23 protein-coding genes are annotated in these 22,209 nt (G+C 57.2%); 13 read left to right on the forward strand and 10 right to left on the reverse strand.

What is annotated here, in order from left to right; genetic code table 11:
* Positions 1 to 50 precede the first annotated feature (50 nt).
* Positions 51 to 569, reverse strand: a complete 519-nt coding sequence (locus BOSE62_RS15210) for a regulatory protein RecX (protein ID WP_159647584.1) — start codon at positions 567 to 569, stop codon at positions 51 to 53.
* Positions 570 to 754: 185 nt separating this feature from the next.
* On the opposite strand from BOSE62_RS15210, the gene BOSE62_RS15215 reads away from it, so the two are divergent.
* Positions 755 to 2,485: a fatty acyl-AMP ligase gene (locus BOSE62_RS15215; RefSeq protein WP_159647585.1), complete on the forward strand. Its 1,731-nt coding sequence runs from the start codon at positions 755 to 757 to the stop codon at positions 2,483 to 2,485.
* An 88-nt stretch (positions 2,486 to 2,573) separates the two neighbouring features.
* A complete protein-coding gene (locus BOSE62_RS15220; RefSeq protein ID WP_236554069.1) occupies positions 2,574 to 4,943 on the forward strand; it encodes a putative bifunctional diguanylate cyclase/phosphodiesterase in 2,370 nt (789 codons plus the stop codon).
* A gap of 15 nt (positions 4,944 to 4,958) precedes the next feature.
* On the opposite strand, the gene BOSE62_RS15225 is transcribed toward BOSE62_RS15220, so the two are convergent.
* Together BOSE62_RS15225 and arsC are read right to left on the reverse strand one after the other, a co-directional pair.
* On the reverse strand, positions 4,959 to 5,690 hold the full coding sequence (locus BOSE62_RS15225) for a ParA family protein (protein WP_159648082.1): 732 nt from the start codon (positions 5,688 to 5,690) through the stop codon (positions 4,959 to 4,961).
* 45 nt (positions 5,691 to 5,735) lie between these two features.
* Positions 5,736 to 6,086 (reverse strand): arsenate reductase (glutaredoxin), encoded by a 351-nt coding sequence (gene arsC / locus BOSE62_RS15230; protein WP_159647586.1) that lies wholly within the window; start codon positions 6,084 to 6,086, stop codon positions 5,736 to 5,738.
* 248 nt (positions 6,087 to 6,334) lie between these two features.
* Here arsC and BOSE62_RS15235 point away from each other — a divergent pair, with 248 nt between their 5' ends.
* Positions 6,335 to 8,404: a TonB-dependent receptor gene (locus tag BOSE62_RS15235; RefSeq protein ID WP_159647587.1), complete on the forward strand. Its 2,070-nt coding sequence runs from the start codon at positions 6,335 to 6,337 to the stop codon at positions 8,402 to 8,404.
* 171 nt (positions 8,405 to 8,575) lie between these two features.
* Here the strand turns inward: BOSE62_RS15235 and BOSE62_RS15240 are convergent, their stop codons facing one another.
* Positions 8,576 to 9,115 (reverse strand): (2Fe-2S)-binding protein, encoded by a 540-nt coding sequence (locus BOSE62_RS15240; protein ID WP_159647588.1) that lies wholly within the window; start codon positions 9,113 to 9,115, stop codon positions 8,576 to 8,578.
* 117 nt (positions 9,116 to 9,232) lie between these two features.
* Between BOSE62_RS15240 and BOSE62_RS15245 the strand changes: the two genes are divergently transcribed.
* The gene (locus BOSE62_RS15245) at positions 9,233 to 9,733 is read left to right on the forward strand and encodes a DUF2938 domain-containing protein (RefSeq protein WP_159647589.1); all 501 of its coding nucleotides are present in this window, start codon (positions 9,233 to 9,235) and stop codon (positions 9,731 to 9,733) included.
* A gap of 93 nt (positions 9,734 to 9,826) precedes the next feature.
* Here the strand turns inward: BOSE62_RS15245 and BOSE62_RS15250 are convergent, their stop codons facing one another.
* Complete coding sequence (locus tag BOSE62_RS15250) at positions 9,827 to 10,591, reverse strand: class II aldolase/adducin family protein (protein ID WP_159647590.1); 765 nt, start codon at positions 10,589 to 10,591, stop codon at positions 9,827 to 9,829.
* Between the two features lie 260 nt (positions 10,592 to 10,851).
* On the opposite strand from BOSE62_RS15250, the gene rpsU reads away from it, so the two are divergent.
* Entirely contained in the window at positions 10,852 to 11,058 is a 207-nt protein-coding gene (gene rpsU, locus BOSE62_RS15255; RefSeq protein WP_067197663.1) for a 30S ribosomal protein S21, read from the forward strand.
* Between the two features lie 35 nt (positions 11,059 to 11,093).
* Positions 11,094 to 11,669 carry an FKBP-type peptidyl-prolyl cis-trans isomerase gene (locus tag BOSE62_RS15260; protein WP_159647591.1) on the forward strand — a complete coding sequence of 192 codons (576 nt, stop codon included), beginning with the start codon at positions 11,094 to 11,096 and terminating at the stop codon, positions 11,667 to 11,669.
* Between the two features lie 38 nt (positions 11,670 to 11,707).
* Here BOSE62_RS15260 and BOSE62_RS15265 read toward each other — a convergent pair whose 3' ends face one another.
* On the reverse strand, positions 11,708 to 13,798 hold the full coding sequence (locus tag BOSE62_RS15265) for a RelA/SpoT family protein (RefSeq protein WP_159647592.1): 2,091 nt from the start codon (positions 13,796 to 13,798) through the stop codon (positions 11,708 to 11,710).
* 174 nt (positions 13,799 to 13,972) lie between these two features.
* Entirely contained in the window at positions 13,973 to 14,302 is a 330-nt protein-coding gene (locus BOSE62_RS15270; RefSeq protein ID WP_159647593.1) for a CC_3452 family protein, read from the reverse strand.
* 175 nt (positions 14,303 to 14,477) lie between these two features.
* Here BOSE62_RS15270 and BOSE62_RS15275 point away from each other — a divergent pair, with 175 nt between their 5' ends.
* Positions 14,478 to 15,017 carry a winged helix-turn-helix transcriptional regulator gene (locus tag BOSE62_RS15275; protein WP_159647594.1) on the forward strand — a complete coding sequence of 180 codons (540 nt, stop codon included), beginning with the start codon at positions 14,478 to 14,480 and terminating at the stop codon, positions 15,015 to 15,017.
* A gap of 19 nt (positions 15,018 to 15,036) precedes the next feature.
* On the opposite strand, the gene BOSE62_RS15280 is transcribed toward BOSE62_RS15275, so the two are convergent.
* The gene (locus BOSE62_RS15280; protein WP_159647595.1) at positions 15,037 to 15,618 is read right to left on the reverse strand and encodes an HD domain-containing protein; all 582 of its coding nucleotides are present in this window, start codon (positions 15,616 to 15,618) and stop codon (positions 15,037 to 15,039) included.
* 161 nt (positions 15,619 to 15,779) lie between these two features.
* Between BOSE62_RS15280 and BOSE62_RS15285 the strand changes: the two genes are divergently transcribed.
* Together BOSE62_RS15285 and BOSE62_RS15290 are read left to right on the forward strand one after the other, a co-directional pair.
* Complete coding sequence (locus tag BOSE62_RS15285; RefSeq protein ID WP_159647596.1) at positions 15,780 to 17,012, forward strand: sensor histidine kinase; 1,233 nt, start codon at positions 15,780 to 15,782, stop codon at positions 17,010 to 17,012.
* Positions 17,009 to 17,809 (forward strand): LytR/AlgR family response regulator transcription factor, encoded by an 801-nt coding sequence (locus BOSE62_RS15290; protein WP_159647597.1) that lies wholly within the window; start codon positions 17,009 to 17,011, stop codon positions 17,807 to 17,809. Before BOSE62_RS15285 ends, BOSE62_RS15290 begins: the two co-directional genes overlap by 4 nt.
* 3 nt (positions 17,810 to 17,812) lie before the next feature.
* Here the strand turns inward: BOSE62_RS15290 and tadA are convergent, their stop codons facing one another.
* Positions 17,813 to 18,244, reverse strand: coding sequence for a tRNA adenosine(34) deaminase TadA (gene tadA / locus BOSE62_RS15295; protein ID WP_201295689.1), 432 nt, complete (start codon positions 18,242 to 18,244; stop codon positions 17,813 to 17,815).
* A gap of 190 nt (positions 18,245 to 18,434) precedes the next feature.
* Here tadA and rpmB point away from each other — a divergent pair, with 190 nt between their 5' ends.
* On the forward strand, positions 18,435 to 18,725 hold the full coding sequence (gene rpmB, locus BOSE62_RS15300) for a 50S ribosomal protein L28 (RefSeq protein WP_159647599.1): 291 nt from the start codon (positions 18,435 to 18,437) through the stop codon (positions 18,723 to 18,725).
* Between the two features lie 4 nt (positions 18,726 to 18,729).
* Here rpmB and BOSE62_RS15305 read toward each other — a convergent pair whose 3' ends face one another.
* The gene (locus tag BOSE62_RS15305; RefSeq protein ID WP_159647600.1) at positions 18,730 to 19,803 is read right to left on the reverse strand and encodes an esterase-like activity of phytase family protein; all 1,074 of its coding nucleotides are present in this window, start codon (positions 19,801 to 19,803) and stop codon (positions 18,730 to 18,732) included.
* A gap of 102 nt (positions 19,804 to 19,905) precedes the next feature.
* Here BOSE62_RS15305 and BOSE62_RS15310 point away from each other — a divergent pair, with 102 nt between their 5' ends.
* Genes BOSE62_RS15310 through BOSE62_RS15320 form a run of 3 tightly spaced genes read left to right on the forward strand, consistent with a single transcriptional unit; the run spans position 19,906 to position 22,201 of the window.
* Positions 19,906 to 20,613 (forward strand): CoA transferase subunit A, encoded by a 708-nt coding sequence (locus BOSE62_RS15310; protein ID WP_159647601.1) that lies wholly within the window; start codon positions 19,906 to 19,908, stop codon positions 20,611 to 20,613.
* Positions 20,613 to 21,557, forward strand: coding sequence for a hypothetical protein (locus BOSE62_RS15315; RefSeq protein ID WP_159647602.1), 945 nt, complete (start codon positions 20,613 to 20,615; stop codon positions 21,555 to 21,557). The genes BOSE62_RS15310 and BOSE62_RS15315 overlap by 1 nt, the downstream gene beginning before the upstream one ends.
* A gap of 2 nt (positions 21,558 to 21,559) precedes the next feature.
* Positions 21,560 to 22,201 carry a 3-oxoacid CoA-transferase subunit B gene (locus BOSE62_RS15320; protein WP_159647603.1) on the forward strand — a complete coding sequence of 214 codons (642 nt, stop codon included), beginning with the start codon at positions 21,560 to 21,562 and terminating at the stop codon, positions 22,199 to 22,201.
* Positions 22,202 to 22,209 lie beyond the last annotated feature (8 nt).

Here is a 22,209-nt window from a genome sequence, read left to right on the forward strand (position 1 = left end):
GCCATAGAGCCCAATTCAACTGGACCGCAATCTACTTGCACTCGTGCTAACTAGTCTTCCGCTGTTATTTCCTCGCCGGGCCGGGCGAAAACAAAACGGGATGCCAGATCGAAATCATGGCCGGCCCGCAGAAAAGCCTGCAACTGCTTGCGGCATATGTCCTCGTCCTGCTGGCTTTCGGCATAGCATCCGATCTTCCGTTTGCGAGCAAATTTATCTGCTGCAGCCCATTTATTTTCTTTGCTGATCTGAAAGGCTTCGGCTCCGTCCGCTTCGCTGATCCCGGCCTGATACAGCGCCAGCGAGACGCGCCGGGCCCCGTATCCGCGCCGGGTCAGCGCCGCCGCCTTGGTCTGCGCGTATAATGCATCGTCGATATAGCCCAGATCGACGAACCGTTCGATCAGCGCTTCTACTGCCGGAGGTTTGGCATCCTGCCATTCCCTTTCGCGGATTTTCCGGTTCAGATAGTCGGCCAGTTTCTTGCGGGTCGTTGCATATCGCTCGACATAGCGGATGGCCAGCCGGTACAGGCTCTCCTGATCTAACGTTTTAACGCTGTTTTTCAACGGCTTGACCTTCGGTTATGACCTTTGCCCTTTTTGTGCCACAGTCGGGCCGAAATTTAAACGCCAGAGGTCATCAATGACACTGGTAGATGCATCTGACCGTGGAAAAAAGCCGATCAATCGTTCCCGGTAATGCGCATGAGACTGATTTTGGGAAGGCTGGACCTCCCGGAAATGGATATTGAATGACCGAATTGACGCCAACTCCGACCCTGGATGAACTCCCGCGCCGCTTCTCCGATTTCGAGACGCTGGGCGAGGCCCTCGACTATGCAGCCACAGGACAAAAGGGATTCAATTTTCACGATGCCCGGGCAACGCTGGTCCGGGCCTATCCGTTCAGCGAACTGCGCGATGACGCCATGGCGGCGGCAAAACGTCTGATTGCTGCCGGTATCAAGCCGGGTGACCGGGTGGCGCTGATCGCCGATACCGAGCCGCAGTTCTGCGCGTTGTTCTTCGGCGCGGTCTATGCCGGCGCGCTGCCGGTTCCGCTGCCCCTGCCAACCTCTTTTGGCGGCAAGGAAAGCTATATCGACCAGATCGGGGTGCAGCTCGACAGCTGTGATCCTTCTCTGCTGCTGTTTCCGGACGAAATCGCGGATCTGGCCGGCCCCGCCGGGCAATCGCGATCGATCCCGATCTTCGGCTGGGATGCTTTCGCGCAACAGGATGCGCCTGATGTCGAATTGCCTGCGGCGAGCAGCAGTGATATCGCCTATCTGCAATATTCCAGCGGCTCGACCCGCTTCCCGCACGGCGTTGCCGTCACCCACAAGGCCCTGCTGCACAATCTCGGTTCGCACGCCCATGGCATGCTGATCAACGACACTGATCGCTGTATTTCCTGGCTGCCTTTCTATCATGATATGGGGCTGGTCGGCTGCTTCCTGTCGATGGTCGCCAACCAGGTCTCGACCGACTATCTCAAGACCGCCGATTTCGCGCGCCGGCCGTTGTCATGGCTGGATCTGATCACCCGCAACCCGGGCACCTCCTGCAGCTTCTCGCCGACCTTCGGCTATGAGATTTGCGCGCGGCGCATCGGCAGCCAGTCCAATGTGCAGGAACGGTTCGACCTTTCGCGCTGGCGGCTCGCCGGCAATGGCGCCGACATGATCCGGCCCGACGTGATGCAGCGCTTTACCGATGCCTTCGCACCGGCAGGATTTGATGCCAAGGCCTTCCTGCCCAGCTACGGTCTGGCCGAAGCCACGCTGGCGGTGACCCTCATGCCATCCGGCGAAGGCATGGAAGTGGAACTGGTGGAAGAGACCGAGCTTTCCGGCGAAAAGACGAGCGACGGCAGCCGTCCGAAACGCTATCGCGCCATCGTCAATTGCGGCAAGCCGGTCCGTGATACCCAGCTGGAAATCCGCGAGGAAAACGGAACGGTGCTGGCCGAAAAATCGGTCGGCAAAGTCTGGATGAAGAGCCCGGCGGTCATGGAATGCTATTATCGTGACCAGGAAGCGACTGACGCCTGTCTGGTCGATGGCTGGCTCGATACCGGTGATATGGGCTATCTCTCGAACGGCTATCTCTACATTGTCGGCCGCGCCAAGGACATGATTATCATCAACGGCAAAAACCACTGGCCTCAGGATATCGAATGGGCGGTGGAACAATTGCCCGGATTCAAGGCCGGCGACATCGCGGCTTTTGCGATTACCACGCCGGGTGGTGAAGAAACACCTGCCGTTCTGGTCCAGTGCCGGACCTCGGACGAGATCGAGCGACTGCGGCTGTGGAACGAGATCCGGGACAAGGTGAGGGCGATCACCGGAATGAATTGTGTGATCGAACTGGTGCCTCCGCGCACCCTGCCGCGCACCAGCTCCGGAAAATTGAGCCGTGCGAAGGCCCGAAATCTCTATCTTTCCGGCGATATCCAGCCCTATGCGGTGGCCGCCTGAACCGGCGCTTCAGGGCCCGCCCGAAAATAGTGAAGAAAATCAGGTCCTTCCTTACTTTTCGCTAAGAATTTCCTTGTAGGGACGAGCGGTGTCAAAAACATTCGCTCAAAATGGTCTGCCGCGGGTAATCCCGCTCAGCGTGTTGCTTGGTCTGTCGGATCCGGAAGGGGTCGACTGGGGCCGCATCCGCGCGTTGCAATTCAACGGCAATAGCCAGCATGGTCTGCTGAAGATCGTAGCTGCGGTCGTGTGCGGTCTGCTGACCGTGCAACTGGGCGTTGGTCAGGTCAATATCCTGCTGCTCGGGGCCTGGCTCCTGGGGCTGTGTGCGGTCTATATCTACGCTCATCTGCTCTATCGCAAACAGTCGGCCTGGCAGCAGAAGTCGATCAGCCGTTCCGATCTGACAATATTCTATCTCATCTCCCTGGCCGGGGGTATGCTCTGGGGCGCCGGTTTTCTGCTGTTTGCCTTTAGCGCGGACCTGATGACGATGATACCGGTATGGGCAACCATCGTCTGCCTGATGGTCGGCTCCGCAATGCTGTTGTCGAATATGCCGCTCAACAGCATTTTCTTCATCGCATCTTCCAGCATCGCGATAATCGGCGGCTGGCTTTACGTCGGCAGTGCGCATCTGGCGATGGCATCGCTTTCGATCGCGATCCTGCTGATTGCCGGATGCCTGATGTCCGGACGGGCATTCATTGACCGCAGGGTTGCAGAAGCCAGTCTCAACGAGAAAAGCGAAGTGGTCAGTCTGTTGCTCAAGGAATTCGAGGATACCGGCGCCGACTGGCTTTGGCAGACCGATACATCGCGTCGCATCATCCACGTCTCGCCGCGCTTTGCCCATGCGATCGGCCAGCCGACCGAGGAAATCGAAGGCAAGCCGTTTCTGCAGCTGGTTGCCGGAGAATCCTGGGACAGCGGGAAATTCTCGACGGCGTTGCACGAACTGGCGGACAAGCTGAAACGGCGCGACAGTTTCAGCAACATGCTGGTGCCGGTGCAGATCAATGGCGAAACCCGGTGGTGGGAATTATCCGCTTCGCCGAAGCTCGACGACAATGGCGTGTTTCATGGCTTCCGCGGCGTCGGATCGGACATTACCGAACAGCGCCAGTCGGCAGACAAGATTTCACAACTTGCCAGATTTGATACGCTGACCCGCCTGCCCAATCGCCTGCAGCTGACCGATGCGGCCAGCAAGGCGATGCAAACCGCCGAAAAATGGAATGGCCGCTGCGGCTTCATGATGATCGACCTGGACCGGTTCAAGGCGGTGAACGACACGCTCGGCCATCCGGTGGGCGACCGGTTGCTGGCGCGTGTGGCCGACCGGCTGCGGTCGATCATGACCGACAACGAGCTGTGCGGCCGTCTCGGTGGCGACGAATTTGCCATCGTGATCAAGGAAGCCAGCGACACGCAATATATGGAATTGCTGGCCGAAAAGGTCATCGATACGCTGTCCCGGCCCTATGAAGTCGACCAGCATACGCTTTACATAGGTGCCTCCGTCGGCACCGCGATCGGTCCCCGGGACGGACGGACGGTCGAGATGCTGATGCGCAGCGCCGATCTCGCACTTTACCGCTCCAAGGACCAGGGCGGCGGCGCCTTCACCCATTATGAGCCGAAGCTGCACGTCCAGGCGGAAGAGCGGCGGGTCATGGAGATCGCTCTACGCAAGGCGCTGAAGAACGACGAACTGTCGCTCCAATATCAGCCCGTTGTCAGCGCGGATTCGGGTGGTGTCGTCGGTTTTGAAGCATTGCTGCGCTGGACCAGCCCGGAATTCGGCATTGTGTCGCCAGCCAAATTCGTGCCGCTGGCCGAAGAAGCGCGGCTGATCATTCCGATCGGCGAATGGGTATTGCGAACCGCCTGCAAGGAAGCCCTGTCATGGCCGTCTTCGGTCAAGCTCGCGGTCAATGTTTCGGCGGATCAGCTGGCTGAAGTGAACTTTCTCCAGATGGTTGTCTCCGCCCTGAAAGAAAGCGGACTGCCGGCCAGCCGGCTGGAAATAGAAGTGACCGAAAGCATTTTCATGCACGAAGGCAATGGTGCTGCGGAAGTGCTCGACAAGCTCATCGATCTGGGCATCAACCTGTCGCTTGACGATTTCGGAACCGGCTATAGTTCGCTTGGCTATTTGCGCAAAACCCGTTTCACCACAATCAAGGTGGATCGCAGTTTTGTCCAGGGGGCAGCGAAGAATGCGCCGGAAAGCCTTGCGATTATCCGGGCCGTTGTAGCCATGGCGGATTCGCTTGGCATGTCGACGACGGCCGAGGGGGCCGAGACAGAGGCGGAAGTCCAGATGATCAAGCGGCTGGGTTGTCGCAAAATCCAGGGCTATTATTTCGGTCGTCCGATGGTTGCCGATGATGCCAAGCAACTGTTCCAGTCGTACGAACCCGGGCATCTGGAATATAGCCAAAGAACCGCCTGAACCTCTCCGGCCGGTCTATTTTTTGGCCAGCTTCTTCTCGATACCGCGCCAGATCCGGGCATAGGCCTGGGCGGCTGGGCTGCGTGGCGCGAAGCTTCCGACCGGTTGCTGCAATTTTGTCATATGTTCCACCGCGCTCGACATCGGGATGACCGGCCATTTCGGTTTGCGGGCCAAGCCCTCGTTGTGAATCGAGCGGCGCCTGTCGACCATCGTATATACCGGCAGCAATGGCGCGTGTTTCTTGCTGTTGCTGTTCAGGAACATCTGGACATCGGTAAGGGCGCGTTCCGATAACGGCGACGGGATTGTCGGTACGATGACAATATCGGCGTTGCGCAAAATCTGTTCGCTGGTCTCGGTCAGGCCGGGCGGGCAATCGAGAATGATCCGGTCATAATGCCTGCCGATTTCCTTCAGCAGCTTGCCGAGATGCCGTTTCTTGCTAATCTGGAAGAACAGCCGGTCGAGACCACGCAACGACACGTCGGCGGCCAGAATATCGAGATTCTCCACGTCCGTATGCTTGATCAGTTTTTCCGGTTTGACATCGCCGGCGACCATTGCGCGTGCGCGATCCTTTTTCGACCGGTCACCCTTCAGGATGAACGACGCCGCGCCTTGCGGGTCAAGGTCCCAGAGCAAGGTCCGGCGGGAGCTGCCGACGGCGCTGTTCCATGCCAGATTGACCGCCGTGCAGCTTTTGCCGACGCCACCTTTCATGCTGTATATTGCGACTACCGACATCATCTTTCCCGGTCTGTTGTTTCCACCCGCTGAAAGACGCTCCGGTCAGAGTATCTCTTGCACGATCTCCTGCGGACGACACAGCCGCACCCCTTTTTCGGTCTCGACCAGCGGCCGGTTGATCAGGATTGGCTCCCGCGCCATTGCATCCAGGATCTGGTCGGCTGTAGCGCTGTCTTCCGTCAACCCGAGCTCCTCGGCAGGCGAACCGCGCACTCTTAGGCCTTCCTGCGGAGTCATGCCAGCATCGCTGTAAAGCTGTTCCAGCTTGGCACGGCTCGGCGGGTTTTTCAGATATTCGACCACAGTCAGATCAACGCCTGGTGTCTCTTCCAGTATCGCCAAAGTCTTGCGCGATGTGCCGCATTTCGGGTTGTGCCAGATCGTCGCTTTCATGTTTCTCTCCCATTGGGTCAATGCCGCTTCATAAGCACAAGTCTGGCGGTTGTTTCAAAGAAAATGTCAAAAACCCAACGATTCTTTGTTGCGTATGAGAACTAATCGCATTAGCGAAGCGGCAATTGAGAATAATTCTCAAGCGAGGGGGGTCTGTGGATATTGTTTCGTGCCGTTTGTTGTGCCTTTTAACCTCTGTTAGTCTGGCCGCGGTCGCGGCAAGTCCGGCGCACGCATCCGGTCAGGAGATGTGGGAGGAAGGCTTTTCCGACGATCAGGAAATTATCGTAACTGGTGAAAAGCAGGGCTATGTCGCGATCAGCAGCGCTGGTTTGAAAACCGACGTGCCGCTCATAGATACTCCCCAAACCGTATCAGTCCTGACCCGCGAGCAACTGGATGACCAAGCGCTTCAGGATATCGGGGATATTCTCCGTTATACGCCTGGCGCATCGATCGGACAGGGCGAAGGCAATCGCGACCAGATCACCATCAGGGGGCAGAACACCACCGCCGATTTCTTCGTCGATGGTATTCGCGATGATGTCCAATATTTCCGGCCGCTCTATAATATCGAGCGGGTTGAAATTCACAAAGGCCCCAATGCGATGATCTTTGGCCGGGGCGGCGGTGGCGGAATCGTCAACAGGGTGACGAAATCACCGATCTCCGATCGGCAGTTTGGCGAAGCGACCGCCAGTGTCGACAGCTTTGGCGCATTTTATTTTGCCGGTGACCTGAATCTGCCCGTCGGCGATTCCGCGGCCTTCCGGCTCAATGGCCTTTATGAGGATTTCAACAACCATCGCGATTTTTACGATGGCCGCCGTTTCGCCATCAACCCGACATTCGGTACCGAACTGGACGACAAGAACCGGATATTGCTGTCCTACGAATATGTTGATGATGATCGTGCGGTAGACCGCGGCAATCCGGCGGAACTGCGCGCCGCAGGGGATGCCTGCTCGTTCGGCGACCCTTGCGGACCGCTTGCCGGATATCGCGATACATTGTTCGGCCAGCCCGGAACCAACCGCACGACGCTGCAGGCCCATATCGTCAAGTTGCGGGTGGAACATGATTTCAGTGATGAGCTGAGCTTCAGTTCGACCACCCAATATGGCGATTATGACAAGCTCTATCGCAACGTCTATCCGGTCGATGCGGTGAGCAACGATATCCGGCTGACGCCCGTCGCCAATTCGGTCACGCTCGACGGCTATGTCGACACGACTGACCGCGAGAATTTCATCACGCAGGGCAATTTGTTGTGGACGGGCGATACTGGTGCTCTGGGCCACAGCCTGTTGCTCGGTTATGAAATCGGCCAGCAAAAATCTGCCAATGCCCGCCGTGATATATTCTTTGCCGCCAGCAGTGATGACCAGATAGTGGTTCCGCTAACCGACCCTATCGTCGTTCCGGCATTCACCTTTCCGGCATTCAGCCGCAGCACCGTTTCCGACCTGAAATTCCTGTCGCTTTATGTGCAGAACCAGATCAGTATTGGTGATCATTTCGATATAATCGGCGGCGTGCGTTTTGATCGTTTTGATCTTGATGTCAACGATATCCAGAACAGCTTGCTGCTCAGCCGGACGGACGAAAAATTCTCGCCGCGATTCGGCGCGATCTACAAGCCGCAGGAAAATATCTCGATTTACGCGAGCTATGCCAAAAGCTTTCTGCCCCGTTCGGGTGACCAGTTTCTGACGCTCACCCCGAGCACCGCCAATCTCGCACCGGAAACCTTCGACAATTACGAAATCGGTGTAAAATATGACCTGACATCCGGGCTTAGCCTGACCGCAGCGCTGTTCCGTCTGGACCGGGACGACCAGTCTATCCTGCTCGACAATCAGGGCAATAGCACCTTGTCCGGGTCGCGGACCGAAGGCGTCGAGTTCCAGCTCGTCGGCAAGCTGACGGAACGGTTGCAAATCAATGCAGGCTATAGCTATCTCGATGGCCAGCAACGCAATGCGACTACCGTTGCCGGTCAGGAACTGCGCCTTTTCCAGGTGCCGGAACATATGGTTTCGCTGTGGACCAAATATGATTTCACCACGCAATTTGCGGCCGGTGTCGGTGTGACCCATCAGTCGAGCCAGTTCGCGACCAACGACAATAGCGTCCGCATACCGGCTTTCACCCGGGTCGACGCTGCTCTTTACTATGACGTCAGCGAGAAGGTGCAGGTCCAGCTCAACGTGGAAAATCTGTTCGACGAAACTTATTATCCGTCGGTCCATAATAATGACAATATTTCAACCGGTGAACCGCTCAACGCGCGGCTGACCGTGAAATTCGGCTTTTAGACTTTTCGCGGAACTTGTACCCCGGCGAAGACCGGGGCCCATCGCCAAAAATCGGGTCAGCGCCCAATCGGGAAGAGGTTCAGCTCTTTGCGACCTGAAAGCGCTTTAAAATTCCGGCCGGGCTGTATCCTGATGGTCCTGGATGGACACCCGCCGTCTCGGGTGAACAACTCATTCCTTGGGGGTCAGCGCCGGCACGGCCTTGGCGGCATCTTCCGGGTCGATACCCGGCGGCGGAGCTGAACTAAGCACCGCTTCTCCGCGGGCCACGCGACCGGCGCGCTGGATCGCCTCGCGGATGCGCGGATAGGTGCCGCAGCGGCAGATATTGGTGATCGCTTCGTCAATTTCGGACTTTGACGGATTGGAATTTTTCTTCAGCAATACCGCCGCCGCCATGATCATGCCGGACTGGCAGAAGCCGCATTGCGGGACATTCTCTGCCGCCCAGGCCTGTTGCACCGGATGGCTGCGATCGCGCGACAGCGCTTCGATCGTCGTGACAAAACGGCCCTCCATCTCGCCGATGGTGACCAGACAGGAGCGGATCGCCTCGCCGTCGACCTCGACCATGCAGGCGCCGCAATCGCCCGTGCCGCAGCCATATTTGGTGCCGGTGAGATTGGATGCGTCGCGCAGCGCCCATAGCAGGGGGGTTTCCGGGTCCATCCGGTACTGGACCGGACGGTCGTTGACGGTGAATTTGGTCATGAAGCCAATCGTTACATCAGAAAATGCGGTCCGACAATGCAGCCCGACAAGTTGTATTGACGGAGCCATAAACAAGGCCTAAATAGCATGATATATCATAACATATGGCAAGGCAATATGAACCCGAACACTCCAGAACTTGTAATTGCAGTTGTCGCAATAGGTATCGGCGCCACGGCCTTGCTAGACCTGTGGGCACTGTTCGCGGGCCATGTGCTGGGTCTCCCTGTCGCCAATTGGGCCAGAGTGGGCCGGTGGCTTGGATATTTTCCAAAAGGCCGGTTTGTTCATCACGATATCGCCGCTGCCCCGCCTATAGCCAGCGAACGATTGATCGGCTGGAGCGCACATTATATTATCGGAATATTCTATGCGACGGTGCTGTTTCTATTCTTCGGGTCGAACTGGATCAGCAATCCGACACTCGCGCCCGCACTTGCCATCGGCTTGGCCACGGTTGTGGCGCCTTTCTTCATCATGCAACCAGCGATGGGAGCGGGAATCGCAGCCGCAAATACGCCCAACCCACTGGTAGCCCGTCTGAGCAGCATTTTGGGCCATAGCGTTTTTGGCTTCGGCCTCTATTTATCGGCGCTTATTCTCACAATGCCGGGTTGAGTAAATGCTGATGGGCATTCGCATCGTCGGCAAATTTGGTCATGGGCCAATGCCCGTCATGCTGAAACAGGTTCTGCATGACGAAAGCGGTTATTAGTCGCGCCAGCTTTTGTCTTCGCGATCAATCAGCCGCACCATTGCGTCGAATTCGGGGACGCCCTGCTGCAGCGGATCGATCGAGGCCTGCGACAGATTGTCGAGATGCTTTTTGATCACCTCTTCACCGATCAGCACCGGTTTGCCCATCGACAGGGTCTGCATCTGGATTTCGCAGGCGCGTTGCAGCACCCAGTGGTTGAGGAAGGCTTGTTCCAGTGTCCGGCCCATCACCACCGGTCCGTGATTTTCCAGCATCATCATCCGTTTCTGGCCAAGGCTGGCGAGAAAGCGCGGGCCTTCATCCTCGTGCACGGTGATGCCTTCGAACTTGTGATAGGCGAGGCGCGGGACGATCGCTGCGGCGTAGAAATTGATTGGCTGCAGTCCGCCTTCTACCGAGGACACTGCCATGGTTGCTGTCGTGTGGGTATGGATAATGGCATGGACATCGGGCAATTCGCGGTGGAACAGGCTGTGCTGGGTAAAGCCGGCCTTGTTGACCGGGTAGGTCGAGCCATCCAGCGTGTTGCCGTCGATATCGATCTTGACCAGGGTCGAGGCGGTCACCTCGCTGAAATGCAGGCCATAAGGATTGATCAGAAAGGCATCATCCTCGCCGGGCACTTTGAGCGTGATATGGTTGAAAATCATTTCGTCCCAGCCGAGATAGGCGAAAATCCGGTAGCAGGCGGCAAGCCGCTGGCGTGCTTTCCATTCTTCTTCGCTGCAACTGGACTGGATATTGATTGCGGTGGCCATGTCTGTCTCTCCTCGAATCGGCTAGTCTTTTATTATCCGCCATATTATAGCAATGACCCGAAAAGACGAAGGCCAAGCTGCCCTCATTCGCGCAAAGAATCGCGTAAAAGCTTGCCTCGGTTCCAAGAAATTGATAGGCGGCGCGAGATTGAAGCAGATTGATTCTGCTGCAAACCCTTTTTTATGGCTTTTACACTAATATAGGCCGGAAGAAATTGCTTCTGGACCGCTACGAAATCTGAACGGAGTTACTCAGTCTTATGCAAATCATGGTTCGCGATAATAATGTTGATCAGGCCCTTCGGGCGCTCAAGAAAAAATTGCAGCGTGAAGGCGTCTATCGCGAAATGAAACTGCGTCGCCATTATGAAAAGCCGTCTGAAAAGCGTGCTCGCGAAAAGGCAGCTGCCGTACGTCGCGCCCGCAAGATGGATCGCAAGCGTATGGAACGCGATGGTCTCATTTAAGCGCTTCGGCTCCACAAGAACAAGGTAGCCCGCCCATGTCTGTTACGACGGTTCCGATTCATCCCATCAAAAAGGGATCACTGACCAAGATCTGGATCGGTGTATTGCTGATTGCTGCCGCAGCATTCGGTCTCGCCTATGCAGGAACCCAGAGTGCGGTTGTGACGGGCGCGTCCAACGAGCAGTTTCTGGCAGCCAATGCCGGTGAAGACGGCGTTGTAACAACCGAATCCGGGCTGCAATATAAAGTCATCACTCCGGGCGAGGGGCCTTCGCCGGTCGCCACCGACACGGCTCTGGTCAAATATGAAGGCCAGTTGCGCGACGGCACGGTTTTCGATGCCAACGAGCAGGCACCGATGCCGGTTGGCGCCGTAGTTCCCGGTTTTTCCGAAGCGCTGCAGCTGATGCAGAAAGGCGGCGAATACCGCATCTGGATCCCGTCCGAATTGGCCTATGGCGAAGCTTCCCCCGGCGAACAGATCCCGCCGAACAGCCTGCTGATTTTCGACGTTACGCTGATCGATTTCATTTCGCAGGCGCAGATGGAAGAATTGCGTCAGCAGATGCAGGCTGAGGGAATGCCCGGCGGACCACCGCCAAGCCGCTGATCCCGCGCCCGGCTACTAATCCAGGCTTGCCGACGCGATCATGTGCGTTCGGCCTGAGCGACCGCTTCCGACGCGCGCAGAGCTGACAATATCCGCATCAGATGGTGGACATTGTGTACTTCCAGATCAACGTCGAAGGTATGGAACGGGCCGTCCCGGTGGGACAGGCGCAGGTTCAGGATATTGGCGTTGTGAAAGCCGAAAATCCCGGCCATTTCGGACAGCGTCCCCGGCTTGTTGTGCAAGACCACGCATAGCCGCGCCGCGGCGCCATCGCTTTCATTGCCCCAGCTGAGATCGACCCAGTCGGCATCGACGCCGTCGGCAAGGCTCTGGCAGTCGATCGTGTGCACCTCGACATTCTGGCCGCTGCGGCGCAAGCCGACGATCCGGTCTCCGGGTACCGGGTGACAGCATTCGGCGAGATTGAAGGCGACGCCGGGCGTCAGGCCCTTGATCGAGATCGCGCGATCCTGTTCCGGCCATTGCCGCTCGTCGTCATTGTCGTGCACGCTGCCCGGGATGATCGCTTCCATCACTTCCCGATCGCTGAGCTGACGGGTGCCAATCGCGATCATCAGGTCGTCCGGCTCCTTCAGGTCCAGCCGCTTGAGCGCGGCCTTGATCGCGCGCTTGCCGATCTTGCCGGGCAGCCGCTCGATGATTTCCTCGTAAAGTTCCGTGCCGATGGCGATAATCTCGTCGCGTTCCTTGAACCGGACGTTGCGGCGGATGGCAGCGCGTGCCTTGCCGGTAATGACAAAGGACAGCCAGCCCGGCTGCGGTTCCTGTCCCTTGGACTTGAGGATTTCGACAACATCGCCATTTTGCAGCTGGGTCCGGAGCGGGACGTGCCGCCCGTTGACCTTGGCACCGACCGCCTGGTTTCCGAGATCGGTGTGCACCGCATAGGCAAAGTCGACCGTGGTCGATCCGCGCGGCAGCTGCAGCAGGGTCCCTTTCGGGGTGAAGGCAAAAATCCGGTCCTGGTACATCGCCAGCTTGGCATGTTCGAGCAATTCTTCGGCATCTTCCGCCTGGTCCAGGATCTCGATCAGGTCGCGGATCCAGCCGGCCTGTCCATCGGGCCGGTTGCCCTGTTTATAAGCCCAGTGCGCGGCAAGACCGAATTCATTATCCTCATGCATGCGCTGCGAGCGGATCTGGATTTCCACGCGCATATTGTTGCCGTGCATGATGGTCGTATGGATCGAGCGGTAGCCATTGCGCTTGGGCGTGGAAATATAATCCTTGAACCGGCCCGGCACCATTTTCCATTTCTCGTGCAGGATGCCGAGCGCCCGGTAGCATTCGGCACTATTGTCGGTCACCACGCGGAACGCCATGATATCGGTCAGCTGTTCGAAGCTGACGTGCCGCTCCTGCATCTTGCGCCAGATCGAATAGGGGTGTTTCTCCCGGCCATTGACATCCGCTGCCAGCCCGCCGCTTTCAAGCGCCTTCTGGATCGACAGGGCAATCTTGTCTACCTGACCCTCGTCGCCTTCCTTGATCGTCTGCAGTCTCTTGGTGATCGTTTCATAGGCTTCCGGTTCCATATGCTCGAAAGCCAGAAGCTGCATCTCGCGCATATATTCATACATGCCGATCCGCTCGGCCAGCGGCGCATAGATATCCATGGTCTCATGGGCGATCCGCAGGCGTTTCTCTTCGCTCTTGATGAAATGCAGGGTCCGCATATTGTGCAGCCGGTCGGCCAGCTTGACCAGCAGGACGCGGATATCATCAGATGTGGCGAGCAGGAATTTGCGCAGATTTTCTGCGGCTCTTTCATTATCGGTCTGGGCTTCGATTTTTGACAGTTTGGTCACGCCATCGACCAGCCGGGCGATTTCGGAACCGAATAATTTGCTGATTTCTTCGGTAGTGGTGAGCGTATCCTCGACGGTATCGTGGAGCAGTGCGGTTACAATTGTCTGCTGGTCCAGCTTGAGGTCGGTCATCAGCCCGGCAACCTCGATGGGATGGCTGAAATAGGGGTCGCCGCTGGCGCGTTTCTGACTGCCGTGCCGCTGCACGGAAAAGACATAGGCCCGGTTGATCAGATCCTCATCTGCATCCGGATCGTAGGATCTTACACGTTCCACCAGTTCATATTGTCTCAGCATAGGCTAAAGATGGTGCGCTTTTGGTGTCGGGGCAACAAAAAAGAGCGCCGAAGCCGCCGCTAGTTTCCGGGGAAGGGAAGCTAGGACAGGCTTCGGCGCCAAAGCTGACCGGCGGGGGCCAGGAATCTGGCTGCCACGGGGAGTGAGAAGGCCGGTCAGACGGGGACGGTCAAATCAGTCGTTACATTGTGCGAGCGCCTCGGCATCAAACGCTTCGTCCTTGTAGGCGAAGCTGGCGAGCGGGCCGAACTTGTCGGCGATTTTGGCGCAGACCGAACGGGCGGAGGAGTTGCTTTTCGTACCGACGCAGCCGGTCCCGGAACAGCGCACTACCGCGCCTTTGATGATTTCCTGAGACGATTCTACCGGGGCTTGCAGCTCGGCGGTATAGGCAATGGGTGTGCTCCGCGCCTCGGCCGTCGTTGCCGTAAACAGGGTGAGCGAGGCCATCGCCGCGATCGAGAAGAATATGGAGGCGCGAAGCGGGCTTTGGGAGAGAAGCATGATATTTCCTTTCGTCAGTCGTTTTCTGCGGCCAGCCGGGGAGCGGCCGCAAGGGGAAGAAATCGGGCATTGCAATCTAGGTTGCGAATCAATACTTATATTGATAAGTTTTAAGTTGCAACTAAAAACGTATATTTTTTTCGCACAGACGAAAAAACTGGGTTAGGAACGATGCATGGATAAAATCAGAGAAAATCTATCGAGTCTGCCGGGCGACGAATGCAGTCTTCCGGTTTCGCTGGAAGTGATTGGGGAACGCTGGTGCTTCATGATCTTGCGCGCCGCCCTCAATGGCGTCGGACATTTTGAAGATTTTCTGTGTGAAATCGGCATTGCCCGTAACATATTGGCCAATCGGCTTACCCGGATGGTGGAAGCGGGAATCATGACCCGTCGTCCCTGTGATCATGACAAGCGAAAAGTCGAATATCGACTGACCGACAAGGGGCAGGATCTGTTGCCGACGATGATTGCGCTGCGGCAATGGGGCGAAAGATGGGAAACCGGCGTCCAGTCCAATCCGATCTTGTGTGATTCGCGTGACCGGCAACCGATTGCCCAGATCAGCATGCAGGCCCATGATGGCCGGATATTGCAAATGGAGGACCTGTGCTGGATCGACGAATCGGAGTTTAAGCCGGATGCCGACGGTGCCCGGCGCGACGATATCGTCGTCCGGAATCTAAAGGATATCGGCGAATCTTCCGCCGCCTGAAACGGCTGGCAAGCCGCCCCTATTCGGTCGCGTAAATGCTGTTTACCGGACGCGCCATGACACGACGGACCATGGGTTCGAAAAATTCCAGCGGCGCCGTGTCATAATTGGCATCGAAGGCCGTCTGGTCATATTTCGCGCAAAATTCCGCACAATCCTCGAAATGTTCGTGACCGCGAAACTGTTCGCGCATGTCACGATCTTGGCCGAGATAGTGGAAGAAATAATAGCCCTGGAAAATGCCGTGCTTTTCGGTGATCCAGTGATTTTTCTCGCTGACAAAAGGTTTCAGGATCGCAGCGGCAATATCGGGATGATTGTAGGTGCCAAGCGTGTCACCGACATCATGCAGCAAGGCCATTACGACATATTCTTCGTCCCGGCCATCGCGGTGCGCGCGGGTTGCGGTTTGCAGGCTGTGCTGCATCCGGTCGATCGGGAAACCGCCAAAATCGCCGTCGAGCAATTTCAAATGGTCGAGCACCCGGTCGGCAACCTTGCTGGCAAAAGGGGCGAAATGCCCGCCGATGATCTGCCAGTCTTCCTGCGTGCCCTCTTCCATGGAAGGGAATTTTGCCCGAACTTCGTTGGGACCGCCCATGATACTCTCCTCTTTGCATATTCGGATATCCGGCAGAAGTTTCATGGCCGACAATGCCAATATCCTGGCAATATCGTCAGAAGTCTGCCGTTTTCCGACTTATTTGTCCAAATGATAGGCGATTCTTTCCCAAGCGGCAATGCCCCGCTATAGATAAGGTGATGGCCGTCATGGAAATTCGACCCCAGCCGTTTTTTGGCAACAAGAACCGCGCGTTCTGGAACCTGCAGTCCGCCGGCTGGGCCGGTGCGCTTATCTTGCGCGCGATCGGCGGGATTTCCAACGGGCTACCGCTGAGCTTTCTGGTGCCGGTGATCATCTCGACCATCACCGGCTATTCGATTTCGCTGCTTTTGTCGGTGGTTTACAAAAATCTGATCCACCGCCGTCCGATTGTGACCTGGAGCAGTACCGCCGTCATATTGACCATTGCCTCCGCTCTCTACGCCTTCATCGACGCCTGGGTATTTCTTATCCAGAACCCGACTTCGGAAACGGCCTTCGGGACTCTGTTTCTCGGTTCGCTCTTTCTGGGCATCATGCTGTTGGGGGCCTGGTCGGCGCTTTATTACGCCATCAATTTCTTCCTGCGGGTCGAGGAACAGAATGACCAGCTGCTGCAACTGGAAGCGCAGGCAACCCGCGCGCAGCTGGCGATGTTGCGCTATCAGCTCAACCCCCATTTCCTGTTCAACACACTGAACAGTATTTCGACGCTGGTGCTGCTGCGCCAGACCGAACCGGCCAATGCCATGCTCTCGCGCCTATCCTCTTTCTTGCGCCATACTTTGGTCAATGAAGTCCACAGCCGGGTGACGCTGGCGCAGGAAGTGGAAACCCTGCACCTTTATCTGGATATCGAGAAAATGCGTTTCGAGGAACGGTTGCGGTCGCATTTCGATATCGATCCGGCCGTGCGCAACGCGCTATTGCCTTCGCTCCTGCTGCAGCCTCTGGTCGAGAATGCGATCAAATATGCGGTGACACCGCAGGAAGAAGGGGCGGATATTTCGGTCTCGGCCCATCTCGATGGCGACAAGTTGCGGATTACCGTTTCGGACACCGGGCCGGGCAAGGCAGGAAATACGAGCGGAAAAGCTGAATCGACCGGCGTAGGACTTGGCAATATTCAGGAGCGATTAAACCAGGCTTATGGAGAAGGCGCGATATTCGAGACGCGCTCTTCGCCCGGTGAAGGCTTTTCGGTGTTCATTGCCTTGCCATTTGAAACCAGAGAGCAAATTCAGCGGGAAGCGGCAGATCATGCCGCCACCGGAGAGCAGTTGAGAAACGAGACTATTTTTGGGGAGCATGCATCCAGTGATGACCATCAGCGGGAGTCGGCAAATGCACGGACGATGGCATCATTTCAGCATAAGGATTTAAAAACATGACGATCAGGACAATATTAGTCGATGACGAGAAGCTGGCTATTCAGGGCCTGCAGATCCGGCTCGAAAAATTTGACGATATCGAGATTGTCGACACCTGTCGCAATGGCCGCGAAGCGATTCGCAAGATCAAGACCCTGAAGCCCGATCTGGTCTTTCTGGATATCCAGATGCCGGGGTTCGACGGTTTTTCGGTGGTTCAGGGGATTATGGAAATCGAACCGCCCCTGTTCATCTTTGTAACCGCCTATTCCGAACATGCCGTGCGTGCCTTCGAGGCGGAAGCAATCGACTATCTGGTGAAGCCGGTCGAGGAAGACCGGCTGGCCGATGCGATCGACCGGGTGCGCAAGCGTCTGCTGGAAAAACGCGGTGGGGCCGAGCTGGAAAAGCTGAAAAATGTGCTCAGTGAAGTGGCACCCGATGCCATGGCCAATATCGACGAATCGGAGGAGCCTGCGACGGCGAATCGCTATGAGAAGCTGATCAATGTCAAAGACCGCGGCCAGATTTTCCGCGTCGATGTCGACACGATCGAACGGATCGACGCCGCTGGCGACTATATGTGCATCTATACCGCGGACAACAGCCTGATCCTGCGCGAAACCATGAAGGATCTGGAGAAACGCCTCGACCCGCGTCATTTCCAGCGGGTGCACCGCTCGACGATCGTCAACCTGAGTCAGGTCCGGGAAGTGAAGCCGCACACCAATGGCGAATGTTTCCTGATTTTGGGATCGGGCGCACAGGTAAAAGTGTCACGCAGCTATCGCGATGTTGTCGCGCGCTTTGTGCACTAACTGTCAATCGCGCCGGCCGCGGAAAAAATCCAGCAGCAACTCGGCCGAGCGCTTGCCCTCTATCCCGGCGTAAACCTCGGGACGGTGATGGCAGGTCGGGGCGTCGAAGAAGTGTACACCGCTGTCCACCGCTCCGCCCTTGGGATCCTCCGCACCATAATAGAGCCGGCGCAAACGGGCGTGGGCAATCGCGCCGGCGCACATGGTGCAGGGCTCCAGCGTCACCCACAGATCGCAATCGTCCAGCCGGTCATTGCCGAGAAATCGGGCCGCCTGCCGAATCGCGACAATCTCCGCATGGGCCGTTGGGTCCTGATCGATGCGGGTACGGTTATGGCCGCGGCCAATGATATGGCCATCCCGGACGATCACCGCGCCGACCGGCACTTCGTCGACAGCGACAGCCGCGTGCGCCTGCTCGAGCGCGTCGCCCATGAATGAAGTATATCTTGCTGCCGTCATGCCGGTGGAGTAGCGCGGAAGCGGTTCGAAGGCTATAGGGAGCCGGAGACGGACCGGTTCGCGCAAAATGGCTCGGACATGCTTGACGCATGGCTCGATTATGGTTAGGTGACCGCTCTTTCCCGCTGGGAATCACTCAATAACAAGAAATTGGACTTTTACGATGTCGCGGATTTGCGAACTGACAGGTAAGACTCGGCTGGTAGGCAATAATGTGTCGCACGCCAAAAACCGGACCAAGAAGACATTTTTGCCCAATCTGCAAAATGTGACTCTTTTGTCTGATACACTGGGCAAGGGCGTGAAACTGCGTGTTTCCACCCATGGTCTGCGTTCCGTGGAACATGTTGGCGGCCTCGACAACTGGCTGTTGAAAACCAAGGACGAAAAGTTGAGCCTGCGCGTCAAACGCATCAAAAAGGAAATCGTGAAAAAGCAGGCCGCCGCCGCTTAAGCGATCATTCCGATTCGAACGCAGAAAAGCCGGGGCTCGCTCCGGCTTTTTCGTTTTTCTGCCCGGGCCGGGGCCTTTTTGCGCTGTCTTCGGCATCCAGCAGCCGGAATTTGAACAACAGAGATTCCTGCAGCATATTGAAATTGTCGTCCGATGCGAGCCAGACAATCACCCTGTCCCCGTCGCGCGTAACGGCGAGAGCTTCCATATTGTCGACCTTGACCGGTGGTTTCAGCGTCGCGACCGGGATCGACGTGGCGACTGTGCCCGGCCGGAAATCGGCCAATCGCGCAATCGACAATATCGCGGAGACCCCGTCGATCGGGGTGAAGCGCCGGTGCAGCATCAATGCTGTCTTGTCATCCATCAGCACCGCATCGGTCAAGCGGTAGCCCTCGGGGCCCCGATAGCCCATCAGCCGGGCCTTGGTGTCCGCTTCGGACGGGTCTCCGTCAAAGACCAGCGCCTGGTAGCCGCCACCGGAATAATCCGCGGATTCCGAGAAAACCAGAAAGCGGCCGTTCGGTAAATGGAGCATGGCTTCCGCGCCGCCATTGTCGGGCCATTTCTGCATCGCTTTCGGGAAATTCGCCGATTCCTTGCGCGCTAAGGACGGACCGTAGCGCCAGATACTGTGCTGATGTTCGTAACCGACCCAGAACTGGCCGGTTGCGGGATCATGCAGGAAGGATTCTGAATCCCAGTTTTTCTTGGCATGTTCGTTGGGCGGTGCGGGGCCGTCGGGCAGGGGGGCAATGAACGGCCGGACCGCCGCTTGATTGTCCTCGTCCAATGTAAAGCCGACCAGCGTGCCGTTATCGCTCAGCATCAGGAAGCGGTTGTCGGCCAGCGCCAGCATCGAGGATATGCCGCCGAATTCCTCGTTATCGCTGGTTATTTTCCAGCCGCCGAGAAATTCCAGACGGCCGATCCGGGTGCGGTCTGGGTCCCGGGCGTCGAGCATGACCGGTTCGAGCGCGATATACTGGCTGTCATTTGCCGGCGGCTCGGGGCCCCGCACATATGTGACCGGGACAAGAAAGAAGAACAGGGACAGGCAGGCAAGTACACGCAACATGCATCCGCGCATAACCGATAAGCCGATTCAAGCATATTCTATTCTGGACGCTCGTGCGCCTCCTGCGCTAGATGGCGGGCGATCAGTCAGGAAAGCATATTTATGAAGAAAATCTATCCGGATGCGGCGGCCGCTCTCGAGGGTCTATTATTTGACGGAATGCATCTCTGCGTGGGCGGCTTTGGCCTGTGCGGGATCCCGGAAAGGCTGATTGACGCGATCCAGGAAGACGGGGTCAAAGATCTCACCATAGCCTCCAACAATGCCGGTATCGACAATGAAGGTCTCGGCAAATTGCTGCGTTCGCGCCAGGTGAAGAAGATGATCTCTTCCTATGTCGGCGAAAACAAGGAATTTGAACGGCAATTTCTCTCCGGCGAACTGGAGGTGGAATTCTGTCCGCAGGGCACGCTGGCCGAACGGTGCCGCTCCGGCGGTGCGGGGATACCCGGATTCTACACCAAGACCGGGGTTGGCACCCAGGTGGCTGAGGGCAAGGAGCATAAGGAATTCGACGGCGAAACCTATATTCTCGAGCGGGGCATTTTTGCCGACCTCTGCCTGATCAAGGGCTGGAAGGCGGACAAGGCGGGCAATCTGATTTTCCGCAAGACTGCCCGCAATTTCAACGCGCCAATGGCGACCGCAGGCAAGATCTGCGTCGCCGAGGTCGAGGAGATTGTCGAAGTGGGCGAGCTGGATCCCGATAGCATCCATCTGCCGGGAATCTATGTGAAACGGCTGATCGATGGATCGCCCTATGACAAGAAGATCGAATTCCGCATGACCCGGGAGCGCGAAGACGCCTGATGGCGCAAATCCGCCTGTCTCTGCTGATACTGACAGCCTTGCCGTTGCTCTCCGGTTGCGTGGCCGCAATATTGCCGCTCGCGGCAATCGGCACCATGGGGAAAGCACAGATCGACCGGACCAAGGCGAAACAGGATCTGGTCGCATCCGGAGCGATTGATCTGGCGATTCCGGCTGGCTCCGTGACGATCGGGCTCGACGGTGACGAGGCGGTGGAAATGCGGGAGAAAGACGCTGGTTTCGCCGGACAGGGCGGTGCGTTCGAAATTGCCGGGCTCGATCTCGAGCGAAAATCTGCCGACCGCGATTCTCCGGTAATCCCGACGCCGGGTCTGGACGCGTCCCCTTATGCTGATTTCGCGGCCCATGCGCTGCAGCAATCGGCCAAACTGGAAGCCGGAGAGGGCGTCGATTCGGTGGTGCTGGTCCCGCGCGTGGATATTTTCGAGCCGGAAACCATCGAATGCGAAGGCAAGCCGTTGGCCGTTCTGATTGATCTCGATAGTCCGACGGGCGGTGACCTGATCAAGGCCGACACGCTTTACCGGCAAAATGGTCTGGTCGAAGCGCTCAGCCGGCTGCATTCGGCCGAGATCAGCGTGATCTGGCTGTCTGATCATCCGGTGGCCGCATCCGGGAGAATCTCTGCCATTCTCAACGAGGCCGGTCTTTCGCGTTCCGGATCGGATGATTTTCTTTTTCTTGACCGCGGAGGGGATGACCGCAAACAGGTGCGGCGTTGGGATGCCGCGCGCAACTATTGTATTGTCGCCATCGCGGGTGACGACCGTGCCGATTTTGACGAACTTTATGACTATTTGCTGGAACCCGACGGCGCGATTGCGCTCAACCATATGTTTGACAACGGCTGGTTTCTGACCCCGCCTCCGCTTGTGGAGGCGACCAGGAAGCCGACAGCCAAACCAGATGACAAAGAAGGATAGATATGCCCTGGACTCGCGATGAAATGGCCGCTCGGGCGGCAAAGGAACTGCATGACGGCTATTATGTGAATCTCGGCATCGGTATTCCCACGCTGGTTGCCAACCATATCCCGCCCGGCGTGGAAGTCACCTTGCAGAGCGAGAATGGAATGCTGGGCATCGGACCGTTTCCCTATGAGGACGAGATTGATCCCGATCTGATCAACGCCGGCAAGCAGACGATCAGCGAGCTGCCATCTTCAAGCTATTTCGGTTCGTCCGACAGCTTTGCCATGATCCGCGGCGGCCATATCGATCTGACGGTATTGGGCGCGATGGAAATCGCCGAGAATGGCGATATCGCCAACTGGATGATCCCCGGCAAGATGATCAAGGGCATGGGCGGGGCGATGGATCTGGTCGCGGGCGTGAAGAAGATCATCGTCGTGATGGATCATTGTGCCAAGGACGGCAGCCCCAAATTCATTCCGGAATGCACCTTGCCGCTGACCGGTACCAATGTCGTCGACATGATCATTACCGATCTGTGCGTGTTCCAGCGGCCAGACCATGACAGTCCGTTCCGTCTGATTGAGCTGGCACCGGATGTCAGCGCCGAGGATGTTGCTGCCAAAACCTCTGCGGCCTATGAACTAGCCCTATAAGATCCGGG

Origin of the sequence: Sphingorhabdus sp. 109 (assembly GCF_902506555.1) — a bacterium.
Taxonomy (GTDB): Bacteria; Pseudomonadota; Alphaproteobacteria; order Sphingomonadales; family Sphingomonadaceae; genus Parasphingorhabdus.